This window comes from Bacillus sp. SG-1 (assembly GCF_000181495.1).
In the GTDB taxonomy this organism is placed as follows: domain Bacteria; phylum Bacillota; class Bacilli; order Bacillales; family Bacillaceae_B; genus Rossellomorea.
In genome coordinates this window covers 1-16742 of record NZ_ABCF01000036.1, presented here as the reverse complement: position 1 = coordinate 16742, position 16742 = coordinate 1, and the positions used below count along the sequence as shown (strand labels likewise).

Sequence of the window (16742 nt, the reverse complement as noted above, 5' to 3'; positions counted from 1 at the left end):
AAACGTCGGTGCCTGGGGTAAAAGCAGTGATTGTATCAGGCGACCCAAAACCTGTACATCCCAGAAAACTAACCTGAGAAATTATGAGGATTTGCATGGGGGCTGATAACGTATAGAATAGAAAGTAGTCAAACCATTTAGCAAAAGGAGACTCACATATGAACATTAATTGGATGGAAGAAGTAGAAAAACGAAAAGATGATCTTCTGGAAGATCTGCAGAAATTCCTGCAAATCAAAAGTATTCTCGACGAAGAAAATACTACAAAAGAGGCTCCGCTTGGAGAGGGAGTCAAAGAAGCACTTACATATTTATTGAATCTAGGTGAAAAAGACGGCTTTACGGCCAAGAATGTCGATCATCTTGCGGGGCATCTGGAGTTCGGGCAGGGAGAAGAATTACTCGGTATACTTTGTCACGTCGATGTCGTTCCTGAGGGGGACGGGTGGAGCGTGGATCCGTTCGGCGGCGAAATCAAGGATGGCAAGATCTATGCCAGGGGAGCAATGGATGATAAAGGGCCTACCATCGCAGCCTACTATGCTATGAAGATTGTAAAAGAATTAGGAATCCCACTGGATAAACGTGTCCGCATGATTATCGGTACAGATGAAGAAAGTGACTGGCGCTGTGTGGAGCATTATTTCAATGTGGAAGAGATGCCTACAATGGGATTCGCTCCAGACGCTGACTTCCCGATTATCTATGCAGAAAAAGGGATTGCTGATTATGATCTTGTCTCCAAAGCGGGAGCTGGCAACGAGGAAGCGGCTCATACGGTCCTCCACTTCGAGTCCGGAAGACGGTACAATATGGTCCCTGATTTTGCAAAAGTGAAGTTGGCGGGTTCGGCTGATGACTCAAAGCTTGCACAAGATTATGAACAATTCCTCCTAAGTAAGAATCTAAAAGGGAAATCTTACATGGAAAGTGAAGCCCTTTTCCTGGAACTTGAAGGCGTTTCTGCCCACGGAATGGAACCGGAAAACGGCACGAACGCAGGAATCCTGCTTGCTCATTTCTTAAGTGACAGTGATATTGATCCATCATCTCAGCAGTACTTTACATTTATTAAAACCTATTTCTATGGTGATTCAAGAGGGAAGAACCTTGAAATCAACTATGAAGATGACATCACAGGGCCATTGACCATCAATGTCGGCAAACTTCGGTATGACCAGCAGGCTGGCGGTACACTCGGCTTAAATATGAGGTATCCAGTGACATTTAACCTCGATGAAGCTAAAGGTAAACTGCAAGAGCTTGTTGAACAGAAAGGTTTCGCAATTGAAAACTTCTCTGACTCCAAACCACACCATGTTGATAAGAATCATGTTTTAGTAAAAACCCTGCAAAAGGTTTACGAAGAGCAGACGGGTGATAAAGGGGAACTATTAAGTATTGGCGGCGGGACCTATGCGCGTTCATTAGAGTCAGGTGTGGCATTTGGTCCATTGTTTCCTGGAAGAGCAGATGTTGCCCATCAGAAGGATGAGCACATGTTTGTGGAAGACCTGCTGAAAGCAACGGCAATTTATGCACAGGCAATTGCAGAGCTTGCAAAAAAATAGTTTCTAAAAGGGAGAGAAGAAACTTGGATTACGTTATTCTAAATGGCCAAATTATTGAACGGACTGAAGCAAAAGTTGATATTGAAGACAGGGGATATCAATTCGGGGACGGTATTTACGAAGTGATTCGTGTGTACAATGGAAAGTTCTTTACGGCTGATGAACATCTGACAAGGTTGTTTGAAAGTGCTGAAAAAATCGGCATGTCGCTTCCTTACAACTTGGAAGAATTGAAGAACCTGTTGGCTTCATTGGTAAAGCGTAACGATATTAAGGAAGGAATCGTCTATCTTCAATTTTCCCGTGGTGTGGCAGCGAGGCAGCATCATTACCCTGATAAAAATGTGGAGCCGGCTTTGACCGCCTACACGAAAGAAATGGAAAGACCGATAGACAAACTGAAAATGGGTGTCCAAGCTAAGCTTGTTGAAGACATGCGATGGCTGAGATGTGATATTAAAAGCCTGAATCTCCTCGGAAACATCATGGCAAAGCAGGAGGCTTCCGAAGTTGGCTGTTTTGAAGCCATTCTTCATAGAGGAGAGACGGTCACGGAAGGTTCATCTTCGAACATGTTTATCGTTAAAGATGGCGTAATCAAAACCCATCCAGCAACAAACCTGATCCTGAACGGGATTACCCGCAGAGTGATTCTGGATATTTGTAAAGAGCAGAACATCTCTTTCAAAGAAGAAGAATTTACAGTGCAAGAGCTACTTTCTGCTGATGAAATCTTCCTCGCGAGCACAACTTCAGAAGTAATGCCGATTGTAAAAGTATCGGGGAAAAACTTCGAAGTTGAAGAACCTGGAGAGGTAACAAAAAAACTTCAAGCCGGATTTGAAGCGAAAATTACTCAACAGTGCGGATGAATAAACTTCCTGGATAAGCAGCCTTGTGATGAGGCTGTTTATTTTTGTGTTTATAGTCAAAAAACCAGCTTATTCTTTTTGGTCTTGTTCACCTTGAACAGTAAAAGGTTCGAGTAGTACTCGCTTGGAGGTCCTAACTATCTAATCATTGAGTAACTGAATGATCTTCTTTTGGAATTCAACCATCTCATATGAAATGACTTTATTCTTGTTATGGATGACCCAGAAATAATTGATTAGTTTGCCTGGTTTCATAAATGGGATGATTGCCAAGTTGCCTTTTTTTACATCAGGATGATTTTTAAATGTGAAATTATACACCAGGGAGGAAGCATGGCCGTCTAAAAGAGCGCTTTTCAGCACTTCGATATTATTTGTGGTGAATAAGAGGGAAGCATGGGGCAGGTACTGATTGTTAAATTCATTGGAACGTTTTGAATTGTACATGACCATCTTCTCTTCTTTTAAATCTTCGATAGTAACAAAGTCTTTTAGAAAAAGGGGAGAATGCTTGCTGACACAAAGACAGGCATATCCCGTGTAGATTAATTTATAGTCTATGAATTCACGGATGCTTGAACCTTCTAACTCTCTTTCGCTGAATGGAGAGAATGCCAAGTCTATTTCTCCATGTACGAGTTTCGTTAAAATTTCGTCTTGATCCAATTCAATAATTTCCACTTTTACATTGCTGTGTTCCTTATGAAAAAGTATAAACGCATCGTATACAATATAGATTATAGAAGGTGCGCATCCGATTTTAAGGAGTTTTTCCTCTTTATCTATAGAAAGGTCCCTATACATTTTTTCGATGCTGGAAAGGATTTCATTGCCGCTGTTTACAATCTTTTTTCCTTCGGAGGTCAGAGTCGTCCCCTTTCGTGAACGTGTGAAAATGGTAACACCCAATTCCTTTTCCAGTTGCGAAATGGACTGACTTAAGGCGGAAGGGGATAAATGCAACCGCTCTGCTGCCCTTGTAATCGATCCTTCTTTGCTTACTTCCATGACATACTTTATTTGTTCAAGGTTCACTGTTTCACTCCATTCCTTTTCTGTTAGTTAAGTAAAACTTAATTAAAGTTTAACATCATTAAATTTACATTAATAATATAACGTTCTATAATTTTGAAAAAGGAATAAATTCCAAATTCTGTTTAATGTGCCTCTGGAGGAGATCTTTTTGAAAGAGTGTGAGATACATAGACAAATTGAAGAAACCAGGACAAGGATGTTCAGGTGTGCAGCTCAATACGGACTGAACAGTGAAAAAACCATTAAGATAAGTCAAGAATTGGACAGACTGATAAACTTCATCCAGAGACAAAACGCTAATAAAGAACAAATCAATTGTTGAACAGCGCGTATCCAGCCGCCGCTGTATTTGCAGTTTGACGGGCTATCAATTTAATCTACATAAAAAAGTAAATTTTTATTTGTGGGTGAGTTACCATGGGCCAATTTGTATGTGAGCTATTGGAATTTCTCTAATCACCTACAATAAAATTCTACTTTGCAGGCGAAATACAAGATTCTCTATTACTCACCTACAAAACCTGACGTATTGTAGGTGAGAAACTGGAAACTCTTTAAACCACTACAAAACCATTTCTTTTTGCGAGCGTAACAGAGAAATTTCTGTCCACCACTACACAAAAAAGTCCCGGCTTAACCTCTCTTGGTTTCCATAAAAAAACACGGCCCTGCTTTATTGCGTCGGGCCGTGTTCCCATATATGCAGGGTCTAGTGTTTCTTCCCGTTTTTGTCCACGTAAATGGATTTCACGATCGTTCTTTCAAATACTTCGCCGGTGATGGTTTTCCCCGTAACATCAAGGGTGATGGTATAGATGCCCTCTTCCTTGTAAGTGAATGGCACTTTTCCTTTAGAAGTCACCTTCAGAAGCGAGTGTTTTTTCTTTTTGCCATCTTTGTTGACCTTGATATTGACCTGAAAGTCCTTAACCTTGTTGCCTTTGTTCTTCACTTCCAAAGTAGATTCATCAAATACGATTTCTTCATTGAGGTCTGAGTGGAAGCCGGCCGTCATCAGGTACGCTGCTTTATTATTTTTCACTTTCATTTTCCACTGTCCAGCCTCAGGGGTTGCTATCTGGAAACTGTGATGATGGCCGCCTTGGAAAATTCCATCATCCATTGAATGGTCAAAATGATGGTACACGTCACCAGAAGGGCTTACCAACTGTAAATCTTTCGTTTTCTTGTCGCTCAGCCAATCCAAATCAAGTTTTGCCACATTTTCTTCCACCTGAAAGGTTTCAATGACTGCATTCTCAAACTCTCCACCACGGTGAAGGGCAGCAACAGCAGCGGGCTCTTGCTCCATTGTTTCAAGGGCAGTAAGGTTTTCTTGATAAGAAGAACTGGCAAATTGTTTGGTGCTGGTCGTTAAATAGGGACGGAAATATGGAAAGGTGCCAGCTTCCCGGACGGTTGTGTGGTTCCATTTGCCGACGCTGACTTCCGTTGCATATGGAAGTCGGGAGTTTGCGACTGTGACAGCACCATCATTGGAGCCGTAGGCACGTAAGTATAACCCACCCCAGTAAAGAGAGGAGCCAAAGCTTCCCCAGCTTGTTCCAGCCAAGGTATAAACAGGATTCTTCGACCAGTTGATGTGAGAATCAATCTGTGGGCGGTAGTTCTTCATATAACCTGTCTGAAGTGAATAAACGGCATCATTTTTACTGCCTAATATACCGGCAAGCCAGCCTGCCCAACTGCTGTAGGCAAGGTCGGCAAGTTGAGAGCCGTGATGGGGAGTTGAAAGCGTGATGAGATTTGAGACATAAGGATGGGCCCCATATTGCACCAAGGCATTTTGAGCATCTATGCCTCCTTTGCTATGAGCGATGATGACAAGCTTTTTTTGGCCAAAGGAATGATAAATATCACGAATCCGATTGTTGATGAGCGCACCGTTATCCCACATATCCTTGTCAGGATGAACGTCGATGAATGCCGTCTCGTATCCATTATTGAAGGCGGTCTGGTACATATTATTATTTTCCCACCACGTCTTAGATGAGCTGTTGATTCCATGGATAAAGACAAGCACAGGCTTAGTCGGATCGACATAACCAGGGGTATCTCCGGCATACCATTGGCCAGGAACTCCGCCCGGATTATCTTTTCCGCCTATTGTCCCTGCATTTACACTGACTGGAAGAATCAAAAACAGTAGTAACAACATAAATCCCAACCTTTTCATATTCCCACTCCATTTCATGCCGAAATAGGGGATGTTCTCCCCATTTATCCTATAGGATATCGGGCGCTGTTCAGAAGCATTTTTTGGAAAATGAGTAGATGGACATACGTCAGCTGGGAGAATGGTTGGATTAAATGGGAAAGATAATGTAACTTAAGCAACTTTTAAGAGAATCAAAACGTGTGTATTTTTATAAGGCTATTTTCGTTTTGTATAGAGTGTTTGCTTCCGGAAAGATTCCAAGTACCGGATGTCCCTCCTGTTTACTCCCTATTCATACCAACATCCCTCCCATAATCCATTCTCACTGGTCTGTTTACTCTCTTTTCGCACCAACACTCCTTCCATAACCCGTTCTCACTGGTCTGTTTACTCCCTTTTCAGTCCAACATCCCTTCCATAATCCGTTCTCACTGGTTTGTTTACTCTCTTTTCAGCACAACATCCCTTCCATAATCCGTTCTCACTGGTCTGTTTACTCCCTATTCATACCAACATCCCTTCCATAATCCGTTCTCACTGGTCTGTTTACTCCCTATTCATACCAATATCCCTTCCATAATCCATTCTCACTGGTCTGTTTACTCTCTTTTCAGCCCAGTATCCCTTCCATAATCCATTCTCACTGGTCTGTTTACTCTCTATTCATACCAATATCCCTTCCATAATCCATTCTCACTGGTCTGTTTACTCTCTTTTCAGCCCAGTATCCATCCCATAATCCGTTCTTACTGGTCCGTTTACTCCCTTTTCGTACCAATATCCCTTACAAAATTCAGTCCCACTGGTCTAGCTACAAGGTTATTTCTCTCTGAACAGGGAGAGAAACTCTTTACTCTCTCGCTTACCAGACATTTTTAGTGAATGATGCTATATTCTTTGTAACTTATATTAAATAGCAACAAAGTATTAGAAGAGAGGCCTTTATTAAGAAACTCAATATCAATCATGTTGCTGATGCTCCTCGTAATCAGAATCAAAAGTGCTGGTTCTGCATAGGCGATTATACTGCAATATCAAATTGGCTTCAGGCATATTTATATTTAGTACCATTATTGAATGCAAAGATGGAAATTTTTGAAACTTTATGGTTTTATGGCCGTACATATTTTAGAAAGTACAGCGATGGGTCGCGATTGGCCAGTAATTTCATAAAGTAGAAAATAACAGCCCTAATGACATTACATAATTCATAGACTGTAAAAGGACTTAATCATTGATAGGGGGAAACATGGTTGGAAAATGTTATTACCGTCGAGAATCTGTCTAAAAATTTCGGTTCCATTCAAGCAGTGAAAAACATTTCATTTTCAGTAAGAAAGGGAGAAATTTTTGGCATTATCGGCCCGAATGGTGCAGGTAAGACGACGACGCTTGAGATGCTTGAAGGAATCAGCAAACCGACGCAGGGAAAGATAGATGTCTTAGGATTGAACCCGAGTCAGCAATTAAGGGAGTTAAACAAGCGGATTGGTGTACAATTTCAAGCGACTTCCATTCAGAAGAAAATGAAAGTGAAAGAGGCTATTGACCTTTTTGCTTCTTTCTACAGTGAGTCAACGAAGAAGGATTACTTGATTGAATTATTAAGCCTGGATGAAAAGTTAAATGTTCATTTCGAGGATCTTTCCGGTGGATGGAAACAACGGGTAACGCTCGCTCTTGCAACGCTTCATAGTCCGGAGATTTTGTTCCTTGATGAACCGAGTATGGGACTCGACCCCCATGCACGGAGAGAAATGTGGTCCATGATCAGAATGTTGAGGGACGAGGGTTGCACGATCGTTGTTACAACTCACTACATGGAGGAAGCCGAGAAGCTCTGTGACCGCGTAGCAATGATTTACAGTGGTGAACTGAAAGCGCTGGATACTCCGGCTGAACTGTTGAATAATCCTGCAGGTCATTACATTGCTTTCGAGAGTGATCAAATGGATGCTGAATTTTTAGAAAAGCTGCCTGAAGTAATCAGGGTTGAAAAAGAGGAAAAGTTGGTAAAAGTCTTCAGTGAAAATCAGCAGGAGACCGCTTATCATATTTTTACATACTGCCATGATAATGAGATCCCTCTTTCTGGTTTCAGATTTGAAAAAGGGTCCCTTGATGATTTGTTTGTTCATTATCTTGAAAAGGAGGCAGTGGGATGACGGCTATTGCAAAGCTTGCAAGCTTAGAAACAAAAATGTTCTTCAGGGACCGTCTGAGTGTATTTTGGACATTTCTTTTTCCGGTGGCTATGATTTGGCTGTTTGGTTCCATGTTTGTCGGCCAGGAGATGGATTCCAAACTGTTTGCAGAGATGTTTGTGCCAGCATGGATCGGTGTTAATATCGTGACGACATCTTTTTTTACCTTGGGGACGGTCTTGACAGGATATCGTGAAACGGGGGTTTTGAGACGTTACCAGTCGACACCGCTGCAGCCTTGGAAAATACTTGCCGCCCACACTTTCCAGGGGACGGTCATTTTTGCCATATCGGCCGTCCTGCTGATGGTCTTCGGCATGCTTATGTATGATTTAACCCTGCCGGCATACATCGGAAGTACGCTATTGGCGTTGTTGATCAGCATCCTTGCTTTTTTCCCGTTCGCTTTGTTCATGACGTCGCTTGCCAAAAATACGCAGAGTGCGGCCGCGATCAGTTCCTTATTTCTGAACCTGATGCTGTTTTTATCGGGAGCGACCTTTCCTCTGGATATGATGCCGACTGTGCTTCAATATGTCGCGAAAATCCTGCCTTTGTATTATGTGATTGAAATGCTGAGGGGAACGTGGAGTGAGGCGCCGATTACCGATTTCGGACTTGAAGTAAGCATCCTGCTGGGTATCGCTGTTGTTTCAACTGTCCTGGCTTCCCGCTTTTTCCGTTGGAGTGATAAGTAGAAATTTTAAAAGGGCAATTGCTTTCATAATGGCAATCGCCCTTTTATTTATTGTATTGCTTTTCTGACAAGCTGATAATAAAGAGCTGTCGTCGACTGTACAACTAAAAATACTGCCAGCGAATAGTAAATTTCATATCCATTTTGGTAATGGGTCAGCCCCATAAGGGAAGAAACCTTCTCCATTGCAAGACCGACCAGCGACCAGCCTGCTATATATAACACAAAGCCCATCCCCTTGACTTTCAATACCTCATAAAAATACACGAAAAAGTAGCTGAATACCGCAAATAGGAAATAACTTAACAGGTCGAATAACTCATACTTATTGGAATCATTCACTTTGTAAAAATCGAGCATGCCCCCGCCGATAGTGAAGTCAAAAAGGGTGGAGCTGGCAAATCCCCATACTAAAAACAATGCCGTGATATTTCTCGGAAGTACTTTAGGGAAAATGAAAAAAGCGGAATAGGCAATCAGCAGCATGACGGATATATATATTTCATTTTTATCAAATGTCTCCCATAACATCATGTCACGCCACCACCCTGCCCGAAATTCTGCTGATGGTGTGGTAGGAAAAGAAGGCAATCATCAACAAAATAAAATAGTATAGTCCGTCAAACCCGAGATTCCACCCTTTATATGTAAGGATACCTAAAGTTTGGGAAATGAAACTCATTGCAACAAGCAGTAAAACAGCAGCGGTCATTACGGCCAGCTTTTTTGCGAAAGTTTCGGCCCTTATAAGGTAATGAATGCTGATCAGTACCACAAGTGGTAAGATGATGCTCCGATTCAACAGATAGGCAGTATAAGGGAGGCCTTTTTGAGTTAAAGATATCAGTTTCATTTCTTCAATGATTATCCAGGAATAATTAATGCTGATCGTCAAGGTAATTAAGTAGGTAAAGGTATTTTCAACTATGTACTTTGTGCTTGAAATAACAGAGAATACGGAAATGACCAGCCAGGATAAGAAAAAGAAAACGGTAAAACCCATATAAACCTCCATACGTTTTTACGTATAGTATGGCCTTTGAACAGGTAGTGATACATCGGTCCGTGGAATTCCATATCCTATAGCGAGGTAACGCGTTAAAGCACTAAGAGGGACAGTCCCTCTTAGTGCGGTGATGCGGTAAAGTATTGATGTGATTTTCAGAAAGCCTTACTAATGTCCTTTAAAGCATCTCTAAAGGACGGGTGGCTGCCTTACTGAAAACCGGGAGTATGTAATGTTTGTATGAAAAAAGGTCCAAGGATTGAAATCCTCGGACCTTCTCTTATTTTTAATTAGAATCGGAACAAGTCACTTGAAAGGTAGCGTTCACCTGTGTCACAAGCAATACAAACCACGACGTCATCCGGTGATAGCTTTTTCGCTACCTGGATGGCAGCATAGCAGGCAGCACCTGAAGAAGGGCCAACAAGGATACCTTCTTCGCTTGCCATGCGGCGTGCGATATCGTAAGCATCTTCATCCTCGATTTTATGAATTTCATCATAAACATCCTGATTCAAGATTTCCGGAATGAATCCCGGACTTGTACCAACTAGTTTATGTTTGCCTGGCTGCCCGCCGGAAAGGACCGGTGAACCCGCAGGCTCTACTACATGAACCTCAATATCGTTATAATGCTCTTTTAGTACTTCTCCTGTCCCTGTGATCGTTCCGCCGGTACCGGCAGTGGCGACGAATGCGGATAATGGCTTGCCGAGTTCATCCATCGCTTCAATGATCTCAACGGCAGTTGTCTTGCGGTGTGCATTTGGATTGGATTCATTTTCAAACTGCATCGGCATAAAACTGTTTTCAATTTCAGCTGTCAGTTCTTTCGCCTTCTGTATGGCACCTGGCATTTTCTCGTCGCCAGGGGTCAGCACAACTTCAGCCCCATAGGCTTTCAGGAGATTGATTCTCTCTTGTGTCATCGTGTCCGGCATAACAAGGATTGAGCGGTATCCTCGAGCAGCCGCATTCATCGCAAGCCCAATCCCGGTATTCCCGCTTGTCGGCTCTATAATGGTAGAACCTTCTTTCAATAGTCCGGCTTTTTCCGCTTCCAAGATCATTTGAAAAGCGGCACGGTCTTTAACACTTTTACTTGGATTGTAGAATTCAAGCTTTACGTATATATCCGCTCCACCCTCAGGATTGAGGCGATTCAGTTTGACGAGCGGGGTATCACCGATTAAATCAGCTATATTTTGAACAACTTTCATTTCATTACGTCCTTTCGTCTAATGTCATACGAGGCGACTTGAAGCAAATAATAAATCTGCCTCAACTCCATTATTTTATATTATTATGTTACTAATTCTAACAAATCTTATCAAATATATGAGTTTTAATGAGCTTTTTTTTATCCTTATTCGTGTGGCATTGATTAAAAAGCGGAGGCGGGGAGTAAAGTGTACCCTTTGTAAAGGACATTTTAAAAAAGCCTAAGCTACTTTTAAAAGATGATCTCTGTATTGTACAGGGGTCATCTTTTTTCGATTCCATTGGTATCTATGGTGGTTATAGTAATTCATGTATTGCTTGATTTCCTTTTGTACATCCTCTAATGTCAGACAGGTTTTAATAGAGGTTTCATCTTTCAGGTGGCCAAAGAACGATTCAATGGGAGCGTTGTCCCAACAGTTTCCCCTTCGGGACATTGATTGGCGGATTCCAAGTTTTTTAACCATTTTCTGAAATTGGGGATGGGTATAGTGAACCCCTTGATCTGAATGGATGAGTGAGTCTTTATGTTTTTTAAACCTTTTGTTTTTCTTTAGTTTTTTGATGGTATCTGTGGCTAATTCCATAGTCATTCTGTCAGACACATGGTAAGCAAGAGCTTCACCACTGGAACCATCCAATATCATAGATAAATAAGCTCTTGAACTTTTTCCATAGCTCAAGTAGGTGATGTCTGTTAATAGCACTTTCCCGGGTTTACCCTGATTGAATTGGCGCTCCAGTAGGTTAGGGACCACTGAATGTTCCTGGGTGGCCTTCATTAGACGCCTATATGGATTCGCCCTCCGGAAGGGACAAACGATGTTATACTTCTTCATGATTCTTCGAATTCTTTTCAAGTTAAAGACAATCTTAAATTGACCCGCCAAAGTCATTTTGATTTGACGCGCCCCTTTCTTGCGATTCTTATGACGGAATGCTTTTAAGATGATTTCTTTCAGTTCCTCATCCCTTGCTTCCCGTTGTTTTCTACGCTCTTGGGACTCGGGAGAGTAGTATTTATAATAAGCACTTCTGGAAACTCCTGCGACCCCACAAAGGAATCTCACCATTTTTTTGAGCTTATATTTCTCTATTACGGAACGGATGAGAATGAACTTTTGACTTGGGGAGAGGACTACTTCTTTAGCCCCCTTTCCGCGAATCGAATCTTTTTTAGAAGTTCATTTTCCGCCTTAAGGAGGTTAATTTGAGCTTCTAGTCGAGCATTCTTATCCTCAAGGGATAACTCCCGTTCTCTAGGTCTCCCGGAATTGCCTTTCCTTGTGTCATTGAGCCCTAAAACTCCGTTTCTTTTATAAGCAGCACTCCATCTCTTACTAGCGGCATGAATACGTGCCATACCAATTATATCTGTATCAAATCCAGCCTCTTCAAAGATCTGTCTAGAGAATTTGCCTTTCTCTTTCTCAGCGATAAATTGGCGTTTAAATTCATCTGTGTAGGTAATTCCCTTAGCACTTACAGCTTTCACAAAAGGATTAATGGATAATTGTTTGATTTCTTTCTCTGTGAATGTTTTTTTACTCATGGTGTTTTCCCCGATTTCTACTAGTTGTCTATTTGTCATTATACAAAAAAATACCCTATAGGTAGACTTTTTTAAGTGTCTACTCTATAGGGTACATTTTAGAGTTCAGGGCTTCCTTATTCAAAAAGGTTTTTGGGAAAACCCCTTATAAAAAAGAAACTCAGCAATATTGTTCGATTAGCAGAGGAATGCCCCCTATAAATATGGAAGTCAAGCTGTAGTGGTACGATTAGCGGAGAAATGTGCCCTTAAAAACCGAAAATCCAACTGTAGTGGTACATTTTTGGGGGACCTCTTTTTTTTAGTCTGCTTTCTAAAAGATAGTTGCTTTATACACTACCTCTTCTGAAATTGTAGATTGGTTGATTTCCGCTTCAGGTGTGTAATCTCCCGGAGTCGCACACCTGGAACGGAAATCAACTTTTTCTTTCAATTAGCAATAAAACATACAAAAAGAGCCTTTTTAAAGCAAGAAGCTATTAAGCTTTATTATCGCTGCCCTTCAAAGAAGTCATACCCTCAATTTCCCCCGCATGTGCAAGTAACAAGCCTAAAGAATACGGAAAATGGCAATAATTGTGGTAAACAGTGCACCAGTTTGCTCTTTTAGATATCTGCTGCAGGCATTGTCTGATAAAATAGAAATAATCAAAAAATGTTTTCGGACACCGCTTATAAACAGATCGCCTTCTTTTCCATATTGAAGGGATATGATTTCTCCGAGGATGAGAAGGTAAAACAAAGAAAGTCTTTGATCGATTTTTCTTACAGCAATGGATATGAAAAAGCTAATGAAAAAAACGGAAGGTGTACATGATGAAACAACCTCATTATTTTTATGCTGTACCGCTGCCTTGGCAAACACAGGAAAAAATAGAAGAGTGGATATCAGAGGTAAGCGGCACATTGCCTTTTCAGCGTTGGGTCCATCCGGAAGACCTGCATATTACGCTGGCATTTCTAGGTGGTACAGATGCAAACAGCCTGAAGAGAAGCATCGACAGAATCCATGAATTAAGGAAAGGGTTTTCTTTTTCATTGGAAATAAAAAAACTCGGCACCTTCGGAAATACGGCGTCACCCCGGATCCTTTGGACAGACGTAAGCTCTTCCTCATCCTTATCTGAGTTAAGGGACAGTGTATATTCCGCATGTCTGCAGGAAGGTTATGAACTTGATAAAAGGCCCTTCAACCCGCATATTACCATTGCAAGGAAATGGAAAGGTGATGGTAAGTTCAATTACAGTATGCTGGAACCTTTTTTCCTATCAGAACCTTTGGATTTCCGGGTAAGTGAGTTTGTATTGTACCGGACACATCCCGATCGGCTGCCGAAATATGAAGTCGTCGAGAAATTTATATTGAATCAACGTTAAAGATCGGAAGTAACGCAGAATATAAACATATAATGCAAGAGGGGAATAACTTATGGCGCAACTAATCAAGCTTCAAGATTATATTTCAAGATATGAATTGGACACCTATCGCTATCCTTCCCAATTTGTACGGTTAAAAAAGCAGCAGTGGGAAAAATGGAAGGAAAGCTGGGAACAAGGGGAACTGTTTCTTCATGAGGAGTCCGGGGAAATGGAGGAAGCAGAGAAAAAGAGCTTGATCACCAAGTTCGGCGGCTTTTTTAAACGACGGGAAAAAGGTGCCGGGGATGAAGTGGAAGACCTGGATTTATACACTGCTCCTTCAGATGAAAACCCGGAAATGGACCTCCAGATTACAGAACTCCCCTCTACAGAAGAAGAATTGAAGCATCTGTTTCTCGACCAATTGTTTCATTTCCAGCTTAGGTGGGCCAGCTCGACTTTAATGGAAAAATCCTATGTGGATCAAAGTTACCGGTCCGATGAAAGGCTGATGTATTTTCTTAAAAGGTTCCCGGATAATATCTTCCTCATGTATTTTCCTGTATTCAAGTTCAAGAATGCACCAATGGAGATGGACATTCTTTTACTGACGCCGACAGACGTTTGGTGTTTGACTTTTTTAGAGGAAGAAGACGGGGCGGCTTATATAGGATCTAAAGAACGATTTTGGCTGAAAAAATCGGGTGACAGGGACATGAAGGTTCTAAATCCTTTGATTTCCCTGAATCGGATGGAATCTGTCGTTTCTTCCATCATGAAGCATCTGGAGACAGAACTGCCTATAAAGAAAGGCATCATCAGCCGCAATGGGTATGTAGATTATCAGATGGCCCCTCATAACTTATTTCTGATTGACAAGAGAAAGCATGAGGAGTGGTTTGAAAAAATGCGTGCTTCACACTCGCCTATCAAAAATGTGCAATTAAAGCTGGCAAAGGGGTTTCTTGATTTTTGCCAAAGCACTTCCTTTAAGAGATCGGGATGGCAGTCAGATTATGAGCCGGTCTTTCATCCTGAAAAGGAAGAAGAGTGATGAGGACCATCTACATTGTGAATATCAATGCAAAAAACAGGTATTCCATTAATGTGTGGAAAAGACTCCAGAAAGAGTTGAAAGTCCCTTCTGAGGATGTATACTACACCCGGTCAGGGCAAGAGGTGAAAGATATTATTCAGTCAGCTCTCGAAGAGGATTACGAGCAGAAGCTCTTCGTTGTCGGAGTTGGGGGAGATGGGACCATAAGCGGGATCATCAATCAATGCATTGGCTTTGAAAATGTGACGGTCGGATATTTTCCAGCCGGCAGCGGAAATGATTTTGCCAAAGGGTATCGTTGGCCGTTAAAAGCCGGCAAAGGAGCAAAAGTGATTCGAAGGTTTCAACACAATCAAATTAAGGATAAATACCATGATACAGGGTATTATGTGCTCGACCGGTATCGCAGTGGGTACTTTGTGAATAGTATGGGAGTGGGATTCGATGCGAAAATCACTGAAAGGGCAGGCAGTTCTATCATTAAAAAATGGTTGAATAGGCTATCAATGGGTAAACTGATTTATGCCGTCCTGCTGATCTCCGAGGCATTGAAGTATAAACCTTCCTGCTTCGAAATTCTTATCAATGGCGAAAAGAAAAAGTATTCCAATACCTGGTTCATAACCATTTCGAACCAGCAATATTACGGGGGAGGAATGAAGATCTCTCCTGCGGCAGACCCTTCTGACGGTCTTCTTGACCTTACAATCGTGCACAGTCTGACCAGATGGAAGCTTCTGATGGTTTTTCTATCTGTGTTCTCCGGCAGGCACACATCTTTTAAAGAGGTTGAAACCTATAAAGTGAAAGATATTTTCATTACTACACATAAGCCTGTTCCTGTTCAGGCGGATGGCGATTATATCGGTATTATTAATAAAGACAGGAAGTTACATATCGAAGTTCAGCATCATAATTGGAAGACAGCTGATATGAGCTGAATTTTATGGGGGAGGTGTTTCTATGTTGATTATCCAAAGAAGTTTTTTTGCCTATTTAGACGAAATGAATACGATAACAATCTTGCTTCCCCATTCTTACTTTGAAGGCCGATCTTCTTTATTTTATATAAAAGAGGAAAATAATGAGAAGAAGCCTCTCTCTATCCATGAAACACATCGGCTTCAAGGGCAGAACAAATACGTTTGCTCCCTTGATTTTGAGCCGATGCTTGACCGGACGTATTATATCGAAGATGAACATGGAAATGAAACGGACCTGCAGATAGGTGCAGTCATCAGGACACCGGAATTTGATGAGAAATTTTTCTATGATGGCAATGATTTAGGAGTAACCCTCGAAAATAATCGAACCACTTTTAAAGTGTGGGCTCCTACGGCAACTAAAGTTAAGGTGAAAATTACTGATCCTGACATGAAGTCCGTTTCCCAATATGATATGACCAGGGAAGAAAAGGGCATATGGTCTTTTTCCCTTGATAAGAGATCAGAAGGCTGGTTTTATACTTATCTGACCTGTATCAATCTGAATTGGCAGGAAGCGGTCGATCCGTATGCCCAGTCGGTTTCCCTTAATAGTGAATGGGGGGCCATTGTTGATCTTGAAAAAAGTACTCCCCTTGAACCTCTGCCCCCTATAGAATCCAAGACAGACAGCATCATTTATGAGCTTCATGTCCGGGATTTTTCAGTGCATAAAGAAAGCGGGATGAAGCACAAAGGCACCTACAGGGCTTTTACGGAGGAAGGCACAAAAACACCGAACGGGCTGAGTACAGGTCTAAACTATTTAAATGATCTTGGTATCACACATGTAGAACTTCTGCCGGTCAATGATTTCGAAGGGGTTTCAGATCTCAGGGACGATAGCAGGTATAACTGGGGTTACAACCCGTTAAATTTCAATTCCCCTGAAGGAAGCTACTCAAGCCATCCGGAAGACCCTTACTCAAGGATCAATGAACTCAAATCGGTCATCCAATCACTGCATGACAGGGGCATCAGGGTCATCCTGGATGTTGTCTATAAT

At 41.7% G+C, this 16742-nt stretch carries 14 protein-coding genes and 1 pseudogene; 9 read left to right on the top strand and 6 right to left on the bottom strand.

Features of this window, described 5'->3' with window-relative positions; translation table 11 throughout:
- Positions 1-158 precede the first annotated feature (158 nt).
- Both pepV and dat read left to right on the top strand, forming a co-directional pair.
- Positions 159-1571: a dipeptidase PepV gene (gene pepV / locus BSG1_RS13310; protein ID WP_006837598.1), complete on the top strand. Its 1413-nt coding sequence runs from the start codon at positions 159-161 to the stop codon at positions 1569-1571.
- A 23-nt stretch (positions 1572-1594) separates the two neighbouring features.
- Positions 1595-2443 (top strand): D-amino-acid transaminase, encoded by an 849-nt coding sequence (dat, locus tag BSG1_RS13305; protein ID WP_006837597.1) that lies wholly within the window; start codon positions 1595-1597, stop codon positions 2441-2443.
- A 141-nt stretch (positions 2444-2584) separates the two neighbouring features.
- On the opposite strand, the gene BSG1_RS13300 is transcribed toward dat, so the two are convergent.
- The gene (locus BSG1_RS13300) at positions 2585-3478 is read right to left on the bottom strand and encodes a LysR family transcriptional regulator (RefSeq protein ID WP_006837596.1); all 894 of its coding nucleotides are present in this window, start codon (positions 3476-3478) and stop codon (positions 2585-2587) included.
- Between the two features lie 148 nt (positions 3479-3626).
- Between BSG1_RS13300 and BSG1_RS20405 the strand changes: the two genes are divergently transcribed.
- Positions 3627-3800 carry an aspartyl-phosphate phosphatase Spo0E family protein gene (locus tag BSG1_RS20405; protein WP_083802886.1) on the top strand — a complete coding sequence of 58 codons (174 nt, stop codon included), beginning with the start codon at positions 3627-3629 and terminating at the stop codon, positions 3798-3800.
- A 387-nt stretch (positions 3801-4187) separates the two neighbouring features.
- Here BSG1_RS20405 and BSG1_RS13295 read toward each other — a convergent pair whose 3' ends face one another.
- Positions 4188-5675, bottom strand: a complete 1488-nt coding sequence (locus tag BSG1_RS13295) for an esterase/lipase family protein (protein WP_044022890.1) — start codon at positions 5673-5675, stop codon at positions 4188-4190.
- 1235 nt (positions 5676-6910) lie between these two features.
- Here BSG1_RS13295 and BSG1_RS13290 point away from each other — a divergent pair.
- Together BSG1_RS13290 and BSG1_RS13285 are read left to right on the top strand one after the other, a co-directional pair.
- Complete coding sequence (locus tag BSG1_RS13290) at positions 6911-7822, top strand: ABC transporter ATP-binding protein (protein WP_006837593.1); 912 nt, start codon at positions 6911-6913, stop codon at positions 7820-7822.
- A complete protein-coding gene (locus BSG1_RS13285; RefSeq protein ID WP_006837592.1) occupies positions 7819-8559 on the top strand; it encodes an ABC transporter permease in 741 nt (246 codons plus the stop codon). Before BSG1_RS13290 ends, BSG1_RS13285 begins: the two co-directional genes overlap by 4 nt.
- Positions 8560-8606: 47 nt before the next feature.
- On the opposite strand, the gene BSG1_RS13280 is transcribed toward BSG1_RS13285, so the two are convergent.
- From BSG1_RS13280 to BSG1_RS20400, 4 genes are all read right to left on the bottom strand, one after another.
- Entirely contained in the window at positions 8607-9092 is a 486-nt protein-coding gene (locus tag BSG1_RS13280; RefSeq protein ID WP_006837591.1) for a hypothetical protein, read from the bottom strand.
- A gap of 1 nt (position 9093) precedes the next feature.
- Positions 9094-9561, bottom strand: a complete 468-nt coding sequence (locus BSG1_RS13275; protein WP_156791486.1) for a hypothetical protein — start codon at positions 9559-9561, stop codon at positions 9094-9096.
- 293 nt (positions 9562-9854) lie between these two features.
- On the bottom strand, positions 9855-10784 hold the full coding sequence (gene cysK / locus BSG1_RS13270) for a cysteine synthase A (protein WP_006837589.1): 930 nt from the start codon (positions 10782-10784) through the stop codon (positions 9855-9857).
- A 222-nt stretch (positions 10785-11006) separates the two neighbouring features.
- Positions 11007-12376 (bottom strand): IS3-like element ISBsp2 family transposase gene (locus tag BSG1_RS20400; protein WP_156791420.1). Its coding sequence is split into 2 segments (ribosomal slippage): positions 11007-11965 and positions 11965-12376, totalling 1371 coding nucleotides; the frame shifts between segments, so codons are not numbered across the junction.
- A 777-nt stretch (positions 12377-13153) separates the two neighbouring features.
- Between BSG1_RS20400 and thpR the strand changes: the two genes are divergently transcribed.
- The 4 genes and pseudogenes from thpR to BSG1_RS13240 all read left to right on the top strand — a co-directional run.
- Complete coding sequence (gene thpR / locus BSG1_RS13255; protein ID WP_044022889.1) at positions 13154-13714, top strand: RNA 2',3'-cyclic phosphodiesterase; 561 nt, start codon at positions 13154-13156, stop codon at positions 13712-13714.
- A gap of 52 nt (positions 13715-13766) precedes the next feature.
- On the top strand, positions 13767-14750 hold the full coding sequence (locus BSG1_RS13250) for an NERD domain-containing protein (protein WP_006837584.1): 984 nt from the start codon (positions 13767-13769) through the stop codon (positions 14748-14750).
- Positions 14750-15694 carry a diacylglycerol/lipid kinase family protein gene (locus BSG1_RS13245; protein ID WP_006837583.1) on the top strand — a complete coding sequence of 315 codons (945 nt, stop codon included), beginning with the start codon at positions 14750-14752 and terminating at the stop codon, positions 15692-15694. Before BSG1_RS13250 ends, BSG1_RS13245 begins: the two co-directional genes overlap by 1 nt.
- Positions 15695-15716: 22 nt before the next feature.
- Positions 15717-16742, top strand: a pseudogene (locus BSG1_RS13240) (alpha-amylase family glycosyl hydrolase); the annotation flags it as partial.